The 15,341-nt window shown below is 34.0% G+C and carries 17 protein-coding genes; 9 read left to right on the forward strand and 8 right to left on the reverse strand.

The window, feature by feature from the left end; all coding sequences use genetic code 11:
• The first annotated feature begins 525 nt into the window (after positions 1 to 525).
• Positions 526 to 2,919 carry a phosphoenolpyruvate synthase gene (gene ppsA / locus EGT49_RS02545; protein WP_135371396.1) on the forward strand — a complete coding sequence of 798 codons (2,394 nt, stop codon included), beginning with the start codon at positions 526 to 528 and terminating at the stop codon, positions 2,917 to 2,919.
• Between the two features lie 108 nt (positions 2,920 to 3,027).
• Here the strand turns inward: ppsA and EGT49_RS02550 are convergent, their stop codons facing one another.
• Complete coding sequence (locus EGT49_RS02550) at positions 3,028 to 4,290, reverse strand: replication-associated recombination protein A (protein WP_135371397.1); 1,263 nt, start codon at positions 4,288 to 4,290, stop codon at positions 3,028 to 3,030.
• A 138-nt stretch (positions 4,291 to 4,428) separates the two neighbouring features.
• Between EGT49_RS02550 and EGT49_RS02555 the strand changes: the two genes are divergently transcribed.
• Positions 4,429 to 4,692, forward strand: a complete 264-nt coding sequence (locus tag EGT49_RS02555; RefSeq protein ID WP_162256560.1) for a type II toxin-antitoxin system Phd/YefM family antitoxin — start codon at positions 4,429 to 4,431, stop codon at positions 4,690 to 4,692.
• Positions 4,693 to 4,724: 32 nt separating this feature from the next.
• Here the strand turns inward: EGT49_RS02555 and EGT49_RS02560 are convergent, their stop codons facing one another.
• Positions 4,725 to 5,321, reverse strand: coding sequence for a TetR/AcrR family transcriptional regulator C-terminal domain-containing protein (locus tag EGT49_RS02560; protein ID WP_135371399.1), 597 nt, complete (start codon positions 5,319 to 5,321; stop codon positions 4,725 to 4,727).
• A gap of 131 nt (positions 5,322 to 5,452) precedes the next feature.
• Here EGT49_RS02560 and EGT49_RS02565 point away from each other — a divergent pair, with 131 nt between their 5' ends.
• The 6 genes from EGT49_RS02565 to EGT49_RS02585 all read left to right on the forward strand — a co-directional run bounded on the left by EGT49_RS02565 (position 5,453) and on the right by EGT49_RS02585 (position 9,106).
• A complete protein-coding gene (locus EGT49_RS02565; RefSeq protein WP_135371400.1) occupies positions 5,453 to 6,289 on the forward strand; it encodes an NAD(P)H-binding protein in 837 nt (278 codons plus the stop codon).
• 392 nt (positions 6,290 to 6,681) lie between these two features.
• Positions 6,682 to 6,951 (forward strand): hypothetical protein, encoded by a 270-nt coding sequence (locus EGT49_RS02570; RefSeq protein ID WP_135371401.1) that lies wholly within the window; start codon positions 6,682 to 6,684, stop codon positions 6,949 to 6,951.
• A 195-nt stretch (positions 6,952 to 7,146) separates the two neighbouring features.
• A complete protein-coding gene (locus EGT49_RS02575) occupies positions 7,147 to 7,353 on the forward strand; it encodes a type II toxin-antitoxin system RelB/DinJ family antitoxin (protein ID WP_167849726.1) in 207 nt (68 codons plus the stop codon).
• Positions 7,354 to 7,372: 19 nt separating this feature from the next.
• Positions 7,373 to 7,531, forward strand: coding sequence for a hypothetical protein (locus EGT49_RS12400; RefSeq protein ID WP_167849727.1), 159 nt, complete (start codon positions 7,373 to 7,375; stop codon positions 7,529 to 7,531).
• A 281-nt stretch (positions 7,532 to 7,812) separates the two neighbouring features.
• Entirely contained in the window at positions 7,813 to 7,998 is a 186-nt protein-coding gene (locus tag EGT49_RS02580; protein WP_135371403.1) for an AbrB family transcriptional regulator, read from the forward strand.
• Positions 7,999 to 8,230: 232 nt separating this feature from the next.
• Complete coding sequence (locus tag EGT49_RS02585) at positions 8,231 to 9,106, forward strand: DMT family transporter (protein WP_135371404.1); 876 nt, start codon at positions 8,231 to 8,233, stop codon at positions 9,104 to 9,106.
• Positions 9,107 to 9,171: 65 nt separating this feature from the next.
• Here the strand turns inward: EGT49_RS02585 and EGT49_RS02590 are convergent, their stop codons facing one another.
• The 4 genes from EGT49_RS02590 to EGT49_RS02600 form a co-directional block, all read right to left on the reverse strand.
• Positions 9,172 to 9,441 (reverse strand): type II toxin-antitoxin system Phd/YefM family antitoxin, encoded by a 270-nt coding sequence (locus tag EGT49_RS02590; protein WP_135371405.1) that lies wholly within the window; start codon positions 9,439 to 9,441, stop codon positions 9,172 to 9,174.
• Positions 9,442 to 9,485: 44 nt separating this feature from the next.
• Positions 9,486 to 9,644 (reverse strand): hypothetical protein, encoded by a 159-nt coding sequence (locus EGT49_RS12405; protein ID WP_167849728.1) that lies wholly within the window; start codon positions 9,642 to 9,644, stop codon positions 9,486 to 9,488.
• Positions 9,645 to 9,722: 78 nt separating this feature from the next.
• Entirely contained in the window at positions 9,723 to 10,904 is a 1,182-nt protein-coding gene (locus EGT49_RS02595; RefSeq protein ID WP_246013785.1) for an MFS transporter, read from the reverse strand.
• Positions 10,905 to 11,029: 125 nt separating this feature from the next.
• Positions 11,030 to 12,214, reverse strand: coding sequence for an amidohydrolase (locus EGT49_RS02600; protein WP_135371406.1), 1,185 nt, complete (start codon positions 12,212 to 12,214; stop codon positions 11,030 to 11,032).
• Positions 12,215 to 12,427: 213 nt separating this feature from the next.
• On the opposite strand from EGT49_RS02600, the gene EGT49_RS02605 reads away from it, so the two are divergent.
• Positions 12,428 to 12,937: a hypothetical protein gene (locus EGT49_RS02605; RefSeq protein ID WP_135371407.1), complete on the forward strand. Its 510-nt coding sequence runs from the start codon at positions 12,428 to 12,430 to the stop codon at positions 12,935 to 12,937.
• Positions 12,938 to 13,082: 145 nt separating this feature from the next.
• Here the strand turns inward: EGT49_RS02605 and EGT49_RS02610 are convergent, their stop codons facing one another.
• Positions 13,083 to 13,703 (reverse strand): GNAT family N-acetyltransferase, encoded by a 621-nt coding sequence (locus EGT49_RS02610; RefSeq protein WP_135371408.1) that lies wholly within the window; start codon positions 13,701 to 13,703, stop codon positions 13,083 to 13,085.
• A gap of 518 nt (positions 13,704 to 14,221) precedes the next feature.
• Positions 14,222 to 15,067 carry a metallophosphoesterase family protein gene (locus EGT49_RS02615; protein ID WP_135371409.1) on the reverse strand — a complete coding sequence of 282 codons (846 nt, stop codon included), beginning with the start codon at positions 15,065 to 15,067 and terminating at the stop codon, positions 14,222 to 14,224.
• Between the last annotated feature and the right edge of the window lie 274 nt (positions 15,068 to 15,341).

Raw genomic sequence — 15,341 nt, forward strand, 5'->3', positions numbered from 1 at the left:
AACCACCAACTATACACAAGTGATTCATAGAATGCGTCTCTCAGATATATGCGGAATTGAGACAGTTTAAACCATAATATAGCTAACTATTCAATCAAATCATCATTAGACAGTTGTCGTTTTCTCTAAATCGATAAATCACTTCTGATTTGTGCTTACAAGACGAAGAAGAGAGTATTGCCTTAAGATAATCAGATGATACGGCAATTTTTTGAAGAAAAGATTGATACAAATGATCAAAAAAAATTCCATATTGTGAAACAATTAATTTGCAAGAAACAAAAAATATTTTTTGTCTCAATCAATACCAATCATTTACAATCATGAGCAATCAGCTAAATATAAGGATTGCAGTATAATTAGACCAATTCAAACAGTCAAAAATAATCATAAAAAAATATAAGAAAAACAGAAAATGGGGTAACATTTTGTTACAAAGTGAACTATAATAAAATTGTAATTTGAAAACGGTTACATCATAGTTTTGAAGAGATTCAAGGCAAAATTTAAAGGGAGGTAATATTTATGAGTAGTCGTGATACTGCTAATGTTCTATGGTTTGATGAATTACACCGCAAGGATGTCAATCTAGTAGGAGGTAAATCTTCATCACTTGGTGAAATGACATCTTCGATGAATGTACCGGTGCCTTATGGCTTTGCAACAACCGCACGTGCATATCAGTACTTTATGGACCAGACAGGATTGAACGACAAGGTTAATGCATTGCTTGAGGGTATCAAAGACTACGAAAACTCAGATGAATTACATGCAACTTGCGAAAAGATTAGAAATTTGATTGTTGGAGCAAAGATGCCAGATGATTTGGCACAGGACATTGAAAAAGGCTATGCTGACTTAGCAGAAAAGATGGGTCAAAAAGATCCATTCGTTGCTATCAGATCATCAGCTACGGCTGAAGATTTGCCAAATGCATCATTTGCTGGACAACAAGAATCATATCTAAACATCAGTGGGGCTGCAGATGTTGTTAACCGTGTACAACAATGTTATTCTTCACTATTTACTGATAGAGCTACTTACTACAGACACAAGCAACACTTCCCACATGAAAAAGTTGCTCTATCAGCCGCAGTTCAAATGATGGTATTCTCCAAAGCTTCAGGTATTATGTTCTCTGTTAACGTTGCTAACGGAGACCCTTCAAAGATTGTGATCGACTCAATTTATGGTTTAGGTGAGTATATTGTTTTAGGTAAAGTTACACCTAACCACTTTGTAGTTGACAAACAATCAATGAAGATTAACGACAAGACAATTGTTAAACAAACAATTCAATTGGAAAGAGTTGAAGATGGAGGAACTGTTGAAGAGGCTGTTCCTGAAGAATTACAAGACAAACAAGTTATTACTGACGAACAAGTTATTGAATTAGCTGGCTATGCTAAGGAAATTGAACGTCACTATGGTTGCTATATGGATATGGAATTTGCCTTGGATAAGAACACTAATAAACTTTGGATCGTCCAAGCTCGTCCAGAAACCGTATGGTCACAAAAGAAGAACGAAAAGAAGAATGCAGGGGATGAGAATGTGGTAGCAGAAGCAGATGCAGAAGTTGCTGTTCGCGGATTACCAGCCAGCCCAGGTCTAACAAGTAGCGTTGTTCACGTTATTGATAGTCCTGATGACATCGACCAATTCAAGACAGGTGAAGTTCTTGTAACATTAATGACTTCTCCAGATTGGGTTCCTGCTATGAAGAAAGCTGCTGCTATTGTTACTAACAATGGTGGTATGACTTGCCACGCTGCTATCGTTTCTAGAGAAATGCAGATTCCATGTATTGTTGGTACTAAGAGTAGAGGTGCTGCTGCTACTGACGAATTGAAGACTGGTGATGTAGTTACTGTTGATGCTACAAATGGTACTGTATACAGAGGTAAAGTTGACAGTATTTTGAAGAAGAATGACGAAAAAGCTCAAGCAAACGTAGTAGCTGCTGAAACATTTGCTCCAACAGCAACACGTGTCATGATGAACTTGGGTGATCCTGATCTTGCTGACAAGTACTCAACCTTACCAGCTGATGGTATTGGACTAATGAGAGAAGAATTCCTATGGACAACCTTCATTCATGAACATCCACTATACTTGATCGAACAAGGCCATCCAGAAAAAGTTGTCAACATGTTGGCTGATGGTATTGCTAAAGTTGCTCGTGCAATGGCACCTAGACCAGTTGTTCTACGTCTCTCAGACTTCAAGTCAAGTGAATATCGTAACCTCAAAGGTGGAGAGAAGTATGAACCACATGAACCAGCTGACCTATTAGGTTGGCGTGGTGCATCACGTTACTACGATCCTAAATACATTGAAGCCTTCAAACTAGAATTAGGAGCTGTTAAGAAAGTTCGTAACGAGCTTGGACTCAAGAACTTGAACATCATGATTCCATTCGTTAGAACAGTTGATGAAGCTAAGAAAGTTACTGACATCATTAGAGGAGAAGGCCTGGTTCGTGGAGCTGACTTCAAGATTTACATGATGGCAGAAATTCCAACAAATATCATCTTGGCTGATCAATTCAATCAATACGTTGATGGTTACTCAATTGGATCAAACGACTTAGCTATGTTGATTCTTGGTTGTGATAGAAACAATGATACTGTTGCTCATCTATTCGACGAACGTAACTTAGCTGTTAAACGTGCAATCAACCACTTGATCAAGACAGCTCACAAAGATGGCAAGACAGTTTCAATTTGTGGACAAGCTCCATCAGAATATCCAGACTTCACAGACTTCTTGATCCGTTGTGGTATTGACTATGTATCAGTTAACCCTGATATGGTCAAAGCTACAAAACGTAACGTTGCTCACTTCGAACAAAGAATCATGCTCGACAAAGCAACTGGACGTGGACTAAATGACCCAACGAACTACGATTGGGAATAAGTAAATTAAGAAAAGACTCTTCATTAAATTGAAGGGCCTTTTTTTTGAGCAATTATTATCGTGAATCATCTGTGTCACGCAAAAAAATAGCTCATAGAATTTTGTGAACTATTTTTTGTAGTCTTCGTGATAAATGAATTTATGTAATTTTAAGTATTGTTCACCAAACTTCTTCTCACTATCGTTGTTTTTAGGGTAATAGTAACGCTTACCAGTAAAACCCTCGGGCATATAGTTTTGAGAAGCGATTTGAAATGGTGATGCAAAGGGACTTTTGAACAAACCACCACCAGTTATTTCTTCTGAATGTTTGTAGTGAGCATCCCGTAAACCTTTTGGCATTGGATGTAAATTGGGATGCTCGGTATCCTTATCTAACAATTCCCAGGTTTCATCAAAGGAACCCGATTTCGGTGACAGACACATCAACATTGTTGCAAACATCAGCGGATACTTAGCTTTTGGCATCCCGATTTTTTCCGCTTGATTAGCCGCAATCACTATTTGGGTAGCTTGTTGTGGATTGGCAAGGCCAATATAAGTATAAGGGATTTCTCGTAATCTCCTAACGACCGAATGCAAATCGTTGTTCTTGAGAAGGACAGTTAAATAATACAGTGCAGCATCAGTTTCAGAGCCGGCCATCGAGTCAGAATAAGCCGACAAATAATCATAATGTTTAGTGGCTTTCTTGTCGTAGCTGAAATGTTGCTGTTTAGCGAATCGTTTGACATCTTTGACAGTTATTTTATCGGGATTGATAGCATGAATCGTTTCTAAAATATTTAGGGCAATCCTGAGATCACCACCAGAAGAAATAGCAATCAATTTTAGAGAGTCATCTTCAATTTGATCCTCTTTTAATTTAAAAATCTCATCAGTAGCTCGTTTCAAAGTTTTGGTAATATCTTCAGTATCTAGCGGTTTAAATTCAAAAATCTGACATCTTGAACGGATGGCGGGAACGATTGACATGATAGGATTTTCAGTCGTCGAACCGATCAACATGATGTGACCATTTTCTAAATAAGGTAGCAGAAAGTCTTGTAGTGTCTTGTTCATGCGATGAATTTCATCAATTAATAAAACGAAGGACTGATAAGGGTAGGTGTCGATCGATTGTGTTAATTGAGCTTTATTGTCAGTCGAAGCGTTGAATGAAACGAAGGGATATTTATATTTTTTGGCGATAATTCTCGCCAAACTAGTTTTTCCTGTCCCGGGAGGTCCCCAGAGAATCAAAGGGATGTTGACAGTCTTATCGATTATTTGGCGAAGCGGTTGACCTGATTTTAAGAGTTCTTGTTGGCCGACCATTTGGTTCAATTTAGTAGGACGCATTTGATCAGCTAAGGGTGTTTTGAATGCCAAGGTAAATTTCCTTTCATTATTATTGATATAGAAATTGTAACTCAAAAAGAAATTATGGTAAAAGCGTTTGTTGTTCGGCGTACTTAAACACGTACCTGTATACTAAGAATGCAAGTAAATATAAGGAGGAATCATGTAATGCAAAGAATGACTAATCCTACTCAAGCAAGAAAAGACTTTTATAAAATTATTAAATCAGTTAATGAAAATTCTACTCCTATAGAAATAAATGGACGAACGGAAGATGACAGTGCAGTTATTATGAGTGCTAAAGATTATAGATCATTACAGGAAACACTCTACTTAATGAATGATGGTACGCTTAATAAAGTTCATAAAGCCATTGCTGATGATTCTGGTGAAACTGATATAACAAATGGTGTTGATTGGGACAAAATCTAGAAATGTCTTATTCAATAAAATTTAAGAATTCTTCATGCTTGATAATTGGATTCGTTAGTGAAATTTTTTGATACTTTCTTAAATGAATAATTTTGATAAGCAATCTTTAAAAAATCTGGTGTATGATCGAATTGAAATTGAGCTAGTTGTTCGATAGAAACAGTATTTTTGTCATTGATCCATTCTTGAAATAGGCCCATCATCCCGTACGAGTGGTATTTAATTTCTAAAAGCTGGTCAAAAGCAACAGGCTGTTGATAATATTTTTCTATCGCATCTATTGCTGAATGAATATTGAATTTTTGAATGTATTGGTCAATCGAATTTTGTGAGCGTTGAGTGTAAGTTTTTTGATAAAAAATTCTCCGTTGATTCATCTGCTTTAGGTTATCGACAATACTTTCAACGGAATATTCAAGAACTTGACTAACATAAGTTTTAGAAAAATCATATAAAAAGGTCCAAGCTACTAATTCGTACTTATCATGAAAATGATAGTAGAAGGTTTGAGGGATGGTATTACACCTTTTACATAAATCGACGATTCGAATTTTATCCATGGGAATGGTCTTTAACATTTCTTCCAATTCCCGAGCAAAAAGCAATTTAGTTTGATTTTTCAATTCCATTTTAACAAACTCCTTTTATATGAAATTTCAATTATATCTAGTTTTTATACAGTTTATCACTTTCATCTAGTTCCAAATGAAAATTTAGCTTGTATAGTACTCGATATAGATTAAAAAGGAGTGTGTCATTGATGAATATTTTAGTTACAGGTGCCAATGGTGGATATGGTAGTCGAGCTCTTGACTATCTTCAACAATTTATCCCTCAAGCCAAACTCTATGGACTAGTTAGAAGTGAAAATAAAGGTGCTGCTTTAAAAGAAAAAGGAATTAACATTAGAATTGGTGATTATGCAGACTTAGATTCGATGAAGAAAGCTTTACAAGGAATTGACCGTTTGCTGTTTGTTTCTTCACCGATTCCTAATATCCAAAAGAATGTTATCGATGCCGCTAAAGAAGCTGGGGTTCAATACATTGCTTATACTAGTATTTACCAACCTGGATATGACAAATTTGGGCTAGAAATCAATCACAAACAAACTGAACAATGGATCAAAGATTCGGGAATTCCTTATACTATTTTGCGTAACAGTTGGTATATGGAAGTCAATCAAGCGTTATTCGATTACGCTAAACAAACTAATAAATTTGAATACTTTGCCACTAAAGGTAAGTTGTCATTTGCTTTAAGACGTGAGTATGCTGGAGCTAGAGTAATTGTCGAGAAAAGTGATAAGAAAATCATTAATTTGGCTAATACTCCAAGAAGTTATGAAGAAATTGCCCAAGCAACTAAAGTGGCAATGAATGGGGAGCTAGATATCAAATCGGTTTCTAAAGATGTATTTACGCCAGACCTAATTTTAGCTGGAATTTCTCAAATTTGGATTGGAGTAACCGAAAATTATCAACAATATACCTTGAATGAAGGTAATGGTGAAAATTTGGCTAATAACTCTGAATTCGAACGAGTTCTAGGGCATCCTTTGACCAAATTATCGGAAGCCGTTAAAGAATTTCTCTAATTTCTAGTATCTAACCAGTAACTCAATGCCAATGTAAAAAGCAGCAAACTAGTTATTAATAAGGTATATTTACTATCGGTTAAAAGACAATAAGTTTCAAAAGCAAACAATATACCAACGGCTATGTAGAATAACGGTCTTAATTTTTTACTCATGACGGCACCTTCTTAATGTTTCTTTTAGGTGATATTTTAGGTGCTGGGGATGATTAAGGGTATTTTTAATAGAAGACATTTAGTAAAAAAGAGTGAAGATAAAAATTATCTCCGCTCTTTTTGTTATTTTGCTTAGTTTAGATGCCCAACGATATAATATATAATTGAATATATTAGGAGTGTTTTAAATAAGCACTGAATGAGTACAGGATTAAAATTTGTGATTGGGGTCAATGAATGAGACGCTTTAAACTTTTTAACCAAGATTACGAACTTGTCGCCATAGCAAGGGATCAAAGCAAAGCTAATTTAGGTAAAATTGCTGTCTATCGGACGGTTGGAACTCAGGATTACTATTCGATGCCACTTTTGGAGTTAGCTAGTTATTTTGATTCGCAGAAAATAAATAATACTGACTTAAATAGGAAAGTTGAGCTTTTTAAAGAGCGCTTCGTTGGTCGAACTGATGTGTATGCTAAGCGATATTTCAATGCTAATGTAAAATAGTGATCATAATTTTTTACTATGATGGCACCTTTTTATTGTTTCTTTTAGTTGATATTTTAAGTGCTGGTGATGATTAAGGGAATTTTTAATAGCAGACGTTTGATAAATTAGAGTAATTAATCGCAGAAAGCTGTTATCATTTTTAAATGCTGGTATTATATATTTGAAATTAATATTAAATGGAGAACGATGACTGTGGCTAAAGAAGATGAGGTTACTATTCAAGTCGATATGAAACTACAAAAAGATGTCAAAAGAGTCCTCAAGAATCTTGGGATGACTACAAAAGATGCAATAACTCTTTTATATAAACAGATTGCTAAGACTAATTCTTATCCAGTAGATTTGACTTTAACTGAAAAGGAAATCGCCAATATAATAGAAAAAAGAAACAAAAAATAAGCTATGCGCATATGAGGGGATGATACAAATTTCAAAAGAAGATGGAAAAATATCAAATATTGAAAATGAAAATCATAGATCATCAAATAGTGAACGAGCACGTCCAGAAATCCTTGAAATTGCTAAGAGGTTATATGACAAGCATTCTAACTTAATGAAACGATTAAAAAATTTATGACAAATAAAGAACCTCTCCTAATTTTTGGAAAGGTTCTTTTTGTATTTTACAAATTATGATCTAAGTATTTTCGACAACCTTAATAAGAAATCATCAACCTTATTACCAGGAAACTTAGTTGTCAAAATCTCATAAGATACATGAATATAAGTCTTCAATAGTATAGAAACATGATTAGGATGAATTCTCTAGATTTAATCTATACCTTTTTTGAAACTACTTTTTATAATATACTCAATTTAAATTGAAAGATGCTTTAACCTTCAGGGAAGATTTAAGAGATGCAAGAAAATCAAGAATCAAGTAAACTATCAAAACGAAACGAATCTGAAATGATTTTCAAAAAGAAATTGGATTGGAATCAATTGTTAAATCATACTCCTGAAGAAACCATCACTCTCGATGAAAATGGAAATTATGATATTAAAAAATATCCTGAATTTCACGATTGGATGATTAATGGTTAAACTAGATATCATAATTAAAATTTAACCCCCTAAAAAGCTTCGGTGAGTGAGATACCAATTTGTAATTAAACTAATACAAACATATAATTAAAACTATATTTTCTCAAAGGGAGGCTTTCATCTTGTTATATTCACCATTATTCGAATGTGATGTACCTTCATACCGCTAATCAGTGGTGTGAATCCGCTGATTTCTTAACTAATTAAGTAAATAAAGCGGAGGTTTCATATTTTGAACAAAAATAAAATAATAGGTAGCATATATTTAACATTAGCAGCATGTATTTGGGGTGGGATGTTTGTCGTCGTCAAATCAGTCGTCAGTGAAATTCCACCAATTCAATTAGTTTGGCTACGATATCTGATTGGTTCAATCGCCTTATTGGTAATCGCTTTAGTCACAAAGATTCAGTGGCACTGGGATAAAAGAAATTTACTACTGATTTTTTTGATTGGATTAATTGGTGATACGATTTCTATCGTTGCTCAAGAAACAGGCACGATGTTTTCCTCAGCACAATTAGGTTCAGTTGTGACAACAGCAACACCGGCATTCATGATCATCTTCAGTTGGCCATTATTAAAAATAAAACCAACCAAAGGTAAGTGGATCAGTTTATCTTTAGCAATACTGGGTGTTGTATCAATCGTCGGTTTCCACTTTGAAGGAAAGAACTTACTACTAGGAGTACTCTTTTTGTTGATTGCTGGTCTAACTTGGGCTTTGATGTCAGTCTTGATTGAATTAATTGATAAAAAGTACAGCATCATTCAGGTTACTTTTTTAGGTACTTTAGTTGCTATTGTCTGTTTAACACCTGTTATTTTCATACAAAAGAGAACCTTATTAAATATCTCCTGGAGCAGTGTAAATATTTGGTTAAGTCTTTTATACTTAGGAATAATTTCTACTGCAATTGCATTTTTCCTTTGGAATAAAGGTTTAGTCTTATTTCACAGCCCAACTTCAGGATTGTTCTTCTTGTTTCAACCAATCGTTGGAACGTTATTGGGATGGTTATTTTTGAATGAATCAATTAAAGTTGGATTTTTTGTCGGCTTAGGACTGATTTTAGTAAGTATCGTCGTATCTATTAGAAATGAATAGTAAAAATAAAGCCAATCAACTCATTTTTTATTGTGAGCTGATTGGCTTTTAATATTTATAGATTTTTAGAATTTATCCCATTCTTCTTTAGAAAATGTTGTCAAATTACTCATTTCAAGTTGTTTTAAGGATTCGTCTAGATTTTTGCGATTAGCTTCTGTACCAAGTAGATACATCGTTTCTTGCCAAGATATAAATTCTTCTTCTGAAATGATAACTACATTACGATTCTGAGGTTTTGTAATGATTACATGATTACCATAATCAACCACATCATCAGTTAGTTTTTCTAGATTTTTTCTTGCTTCGGAAAGGGTAGTTGCAGTTGTCGTCATAATCAAGACTCCTTAGATATTGTTATGGTTAGTATTAACTATATTTAGAAAAAAATCAAAATTATTCCACCAACTAATATTAAAATGTAAAAATACATTTTGTTCGACATTATCTTTCTACCAAATTGCTTCGAATTACTGATGTTACCAACGATAGCAAAGATTGCTAAAACTATTAATCCGATGCCTAAAAGTATCGTCATGAAAAATCCCCCATATTCTTAAATACTCAATAGTTGTATTATCTTACTTCTGAAGTTTAAAAATCAACTGCCAACAAATTATTTACTTGTTCTTCGTGACAACAAAAAGATAAGTACGGTTGCTACTAAACTGTATCCAAATGAATTCCACCCTAAATTAGATAAATCAGCTGATTTGAGCATGAAACCACCAGTCATTGATGCTAGAGCAATTCCCACGTTATAAAAAACTGCATTCAAGGTAGAGGCTAAATTGATTGCACTAGGATATTTTTCGGTCGCTTGATTTAGGAAAAATACCTGAATTGGTGAATCAAATAAAACCATCATGAAGGTAAGTAAAAATAAAGTAAAAATCCCAGTCCATTGGTTCTGCATCATAGTTGAAAAGGCTGCAAAAATTACGAGATCTAAGAGGTAAATTGGTCTTAACGTCCGCAAACCATTACCAGCAGCAATTTTGCCAGATATTTGACTACCAAAGATATCGATCAATCCAATAATCACTAATAAAAAGCTCAATTGACCAGCACTGAAATGTAGTGTTTGCCGAATTAGGGGACGGATGTAGGTATAATATCCGTAAAAACTACCCGCCGCACAAATAACGAAGAACATACCGAGCCAAATTTTCTTATCAGTTAACAAGATTAGTTGATTCTTATAACTGCCACTACCACCGGGCAAATTTCTCGGTATGACTCTAAGAGCTATAATCGTAGCAATAAAAGTAATAATTGCAACCATGATAAAGGCATCTTGCCAACGTAAATGATTGGCGATGATTGTTCCCAGTGGAATTCCGACGACTGAGGCAATGCTGTATCCCGTGTATATGTAAGCTATTGCCATCGAACGTTGTTTAGGGTCGGCGATAGTCTGAAAAGCAATTACTGATAATAGTGACTCAAGCATTCCAGCAACTGATCCGGTTAGAATTCTCGAAATTAAGAGCCAATTATATGATGGAGCAATCGAACTCAAAATTGTTCCAAACAGAAAGATTACTAATAATGTAATCAGTAAATAGTATTTATGAATTTTATTGGTAAAAATTGCCAAAATAGGGGTCATAATCGCAAATGTCCAAGCAAAGACCGAAACTAGTCCCGAGATTTGGCTCAGTGATTCATTGTAAGTATCTGCGATCAAAGTCAGGTTGCCAACGACCATAAATTCATTACAACCGAGCATAAATGAGATCAACGTGAACATCGCAATAAAGATATGTAGACGATGTTTAGAAATTTTTGTGGCCATATTTTTCCCCCAGATAATAAAAAGATATAACTTATTTATTATACTGGTACGGTTTACATAATTAAATATTGGGTAAGAAAAAAGTAATGATTTTTTCAACCATTACTAAATGAAACGATATATTTCTAATTATTTAGACAATTCAAAGCAACTGTACCCATGCTTTTTGCTGCTACAAGCAGGAATTTTTCATCCATTAAAAATTCTGGACTATGGTGTGGATGATTCTTACCATCATCAGGGTCACAACCAACATAGAAGAAACAACTAGGACGTTTTTGGGCAAAGTAAGCAAAATCCTCAGAGGGATCTTGTGGACCGCAATCAAAGACTTGCTTAACTTCTGGAGTTTCAGCATCTTTAAGCGAATTTACTACTTGCTTGGTTAGTTTTTCATCATTGACCAAAACTGGATAATTGTTATTATAATCAATTTCGACTTCCATATTAAACATTGTAGCAACACTGTTAGCAATCGTTTCGATACGTTGATGAATCGTTGATCTAGTTGATTCCTTCATGATTCGAACGTCACCTTTTAATTCAACAGAGGCTTTGATGGCATTATTTGAACCGACACCATCAAATGACCCAATAGTTACGCTAGCTGTATCAAAAGGATCGATATTACGCGAAACAACCGTTTGCAATGCAGTGACAAAATAGCTACCAGCAACGATGGCATCCTTCGACAAATGGGGCATTGAGGCGTGTCCACCTTTACCGATAAATTTAATTGAAAAATCTGCTCGACCAGTTTGAGTTTCGCCCCAGTGATAACCGATGGAACCAGTTGGCATTGATGTCATTACGTGTGCGCCAATGACCTCATCGATACCATCGAGTACACCATCTTTAATCATACTTTTCGCACCGCCTGGAGTAATCTCTTCTGCGGGTTGGTGAATGATTCTGATTTTACCGTGTAATTCGTTCTTCATTTGGTATAAATTCTTGGCTAAAACCATCATGTAAGCTGTATGTCCATCATGACCACATGCGTGCATGACACCTGAATTTTCCGATTTAAAAGGTAGATCATTTTCTTCTTGAATGGCTAAAGCGTCAAAGTCAGCGCGTAAAGCAATTGACTTTCCAGGTCGACCTGAATCTATATCGACTACAAAACCATAGCCATCACCAAAATCCTTAGTTTCGATACCTAATTCATGATAGAAGTCCTTAATATATTTTGAGGTATTTTTTTCATGAAAAGACGTTTCTGGGTGTTGATGAAGGTAGCGACGAATTTGGATAATTTCCGTTGCTGAATCGTTTAAAGATTGCATTAATTCATTTTGAATTGTCAATTGATTCACTCCTTAACTCTTAATAGTTCAAATGTAACATAAAAATGTAAGGATACGTTATGACAGGATTATATATAATGATGGAGGATTCAAATTTTTCATTAAAATAAATAGTTATGTGATAAAGAAACTAATTTCTTTTAAAAAAAGTCCAATATTTTGTACGCAGGCAATAGGTGTATATTAATGTTAATACTTTAGCGGAGGAATTTTATGATAAAATCATTAGCGATTTCAGTCGTATACTTGATTGCCATTACCATTATTATCATAAGTGTAAACAAATTAATAAAGTTAAATAAGAATACTAAAATGGTCAGTAAAACAAGTGTTCATAACTTTGCAAAATTAATTGCTGTAAAATACCCAAATGAGTCCAAAATGCTATTAAGAGTTAAAACTATTTCGAAAATCTTTATCGCGCTTTTCTTTATTTCTTATATAGCTTTTTTAGTCTTATTTGTATTAAGACAACTTGACTTGATTATTTCCCTGCAAATAATTCCAATTTGTTTAATAGTTTCAATTTTCCTATCCATCATTCAGATAATCCAATATAGACTAAGCAGTAATGTTACTAATGATTATCTGGAAAAGAATAATGTAAAAAACAATGTTGATATACTTAATTCATTAATGCTTGACAAACAATACGCTATTACTTGGATTTTTATTAATATTGCATTTATCTTTTTCCCAATTTCAGTTTATTTTCTGGATTGATCAAGTTATATCCTCATAAAGAACTTTAAGAATCTCATATTTAACTTAAATAGGATATAGATAAAAAAACAGAACCTGGCAATTGTATTTTGATTGCCAGGTTCTGTTTGGTTTAGATGAATGTTATATTACCCAATTTTTCATTTTAGAAATACTTAATGGTACTGCCTAATTTAAGAGGGACAAAACCATAATGTGAATATTTATCTATTGTCTTTGAATCAACTTGTTTTAATTGTGGGTCAATGAATTTATAGATATCCCCATATTCAGCCGGTAGTCCAGAAATTCGTTGTTTAATATTCAAAGTTAAATCAGCTTGCAGTAGGGCTGATTTTAAACTGAGCATCACTTTAAGATAATCTTCGTCGTTTTGTAAATCCTTATAGTATCGCGGTAATTCTTTTCTAAAGTTTTCGTATTTATTATCTTTAACATTGTTATATGCAACATCAATCAGATGCATTAACTCGGTCCTTTTTTCAGTCATAGTTTCGTCCTCCTTCTTATACAACCATTTTTCTTCATGAATAGGGTGATCACACCAATCATTATTGTCCTTTGACTCAATCAAAGTGAACCTATACTGTTTATACAAATTGCGTGCACCTTGAAGTTCATCAACAGTCCAAAGATAGACCTCATCAATATTTTTTAACTTAACTTGGTCCTTTAATGTATCCAATAATTTACTACCAATCCCTAAACCTTGAAAGTCAGGATCAACGGCAAACCAGCGTAATTGATATTTTCCATTGGAATTAATAGCAACAAATCAACGAAATATCGTTTTTAATTCAAGATACGGATAAATTAGCGGATCATTTATCATAATTAATTCAACAGTATGATAAATTACATAATTAGTTGGAGATTTAACAGTCAAAATAAGCGCAAAAAAACTGGATTTTAGCAATTTGCTATAATATGTGAACCTGCACATATATTTATAAAAACCTCGGGTTAGTGGTAAAATTCGTTTTTAAAATCAAACCTATCAAACTAGATCCAATTAGATGGCTAATGCAGTAGCCAATCAATGATCTAAATGAGTTTCTTGCTGAATTGGTTCAGTATCAAACATTTAATACGTAACAAAGTATCTAGAGAATTCACTGTTAGTTTTATTTTAAAAAGAAATAAAAGTGGTGAATTTAAAATTTTGAACAATAAGAGTAAAAAGTGGAGCAGAGCAAAAAACATCAAAATCCAATCACTAAATCAGATTTTGATGTTTAAGGTTACATAATATGTATTATAAGAAGTTACATTATTTTACGGAAACTAATCAAGAGTCCGTAAATATTTCAAAGCATCTTCTTTATAATGATGTTTAGCAATCACAGCATTTAAAACTTCGTTATCATGAGTAAAAGCTTTGCCTTCAGTAAAGATTTTTTCATACATTTCAAAAAATGGTAATTGATTATCTTTAGCGTACTGTAATTCGTCTTCAACTGAATAATCAACTTTTCTGAAGTCGATTCCACGATAAGTTGATTGATCAAAAGTTAAAATGGCGTACTGAGCGCGTCTGTCAGCACTGAATTTGCTCCAGGCAGTATATGGTTGTCCAATTGAACCAGGATTGATAACTAATTGATCTTTGCTGCTGGTTCTGAGCAACTGATGGTGTGTATGAGCGTACACAGCAATGTCACAGTCGTCATCAAATAACAATTTATCGAAGTTTTGCTGCTTCTCATAAGGTAGTAATTCATGTCCAAAGTTCTTTTGCGGATAGTTGTGCGCTAAGGTGATATTGAGGTTACCGACAGTTGTCTTGGCAGTAATAGGCCATTGGCGCATTTGATCGATGTATTTTTGATTGAGATTTTGATAAATGTATTTATATAGTTCCAATATGTAGGTAGTTTGAGGCTCGTCAATGTATTGCTTACTGATTTGAGAGACATCTTCAAATAAGAAGTCGTCCCAATTTCCGCGTAATTTGATAGTAGTATTAACTGAGTCGAGCAGCTTCAAAATAGCGTTGGTACCGGGGCCGGGCATAAGTAGGTCACCGAGAAACCAATACTCTTCTACGCCCTGCTTTTTTGCATCTTGAAGTACCCTCTTAAATGCTGTGTAGTTTCCATGTATATCTGATATTAGTGCGATTTTTTTCATAGTTACTCTCTTTTTATTTTTGTTTCTATGTTTTCGTAAAACATTTATTATTATTTAAAAATTTGCGTGTCCTTTTTGAATCAGATGCGCTCTCTGTGCTTCAGTTCGTTTAGAAATGCATCAACTCATCACAAAAAAGTCAAAAACAGCCCCATATATAACGCTTATATTGACTTTTTCTTCGTTTTTGAGCTTCATTTTCGACTTTTTTAGACTTCTCCACTTCCAAGAATCCCTTTGTAGCGGTCTTCTACCCTGGTTTGTTTAGATTGCC

This window comes from Companilactobacillus suantsaicola (assembly GCF_004745525.1).
Taxonomy (GTDB): domain Bacteria; phylum Bacillota; class Bacilli; order Lactobacillales; family Lactobacillaceae; genus Companilactobacillus; species Companilactobacillus suantsaicola.

What these genes read in the sequence shown, in the direction of transcription:
- EGT49_RS12400 (WP_167849727.1), top strand. Translation starts at nt 7,373, where the DNA reads ATGATACAAATTTCAAAAGAAGATGGAAAAATATCAAATATTGAAAAT.
- EGT49_RS02565 (WP_135371400.1), top strand. Translation starts at nt 5,453, where the DNA reads ATGAATATTTTAGTTACAGGTGCCAATGGTGGATATGGTAGTCGAGCT.
- ppsA (WP_135371396.1), top strand. Translation starts at nt 526, where the DNA reads ATGAGTAGTCGTGATACTGCTAATGTTCTATGGTTTGATGAATTACAC.
- EGT49_RS12405 (WP_167849728.1), bottom strand. Translation starts at nt 9,644, where the DNA reads ATGACGATACTTTTAGGCATCGGATTAATAGTTTTAGCAATCTTTGCT.
- EGT49_RS02580 (WP_135371403.1), top strand. Translation starts at nt 7,813, where the DNA reads ATGCAAGAAAATCAAGAATCAAGTAAACTATCAAAACGAAACGAATCT.
- EGT49_RS02555 (WP_162256560.1), top strand. Translation starts at nt 4,429, where the DNA reads ATGCAAAGAATGACTAATCCTACTCAAGCAAGAAAAGACTTTTATAAA.
- EGT49_RS02605 (WP_135371407.1), top strand. Translation starts at nt 12,428, where the DNA reads ATGATAAAATCATTAGCGATTTCAGTCGTATACTTGATTGCCATTACC.
- EGT49_RS02595 (WP_246013785.1), bottom strand. Translation starts at nt 10,904, where the DNA reads ATGGCCACAAAAATTTCTAAACATCGTCTACATATCTTTATTGCGATG.
- EGT49_RS02570 (WP_135371401.1), top strand. Translation starts at nt 6,682, where the DNA reads ATGAGACGCTTTAAACTTTTTAACCAAGATTACGAACTTGTCGCCATA.
- EGT49_RS02560 (WP_135371399.1), bottom strand. Translation starts at nt 5,321, where the DNA reads ATGGAATTGAAAAATCAAACTAAATTGCTTTTTGCTCGGGAATTGGAA.
- EGT49_RS02615 (WP_135371409.1), bottom strand. Translation starts at nt 15,067, where the DNA reads ATGAAAAAAATCGCACTAATATCAGATATACATGGAAACTACACAGCA.
- EGT49_RS02590 (WP_135371405.1), bottom strand. Translation starts at nt 9,441, where the DNA reads ATGACGACAACTGCAACTACCCTTTCCGAAGCAAGAAAAAATCTAGAA.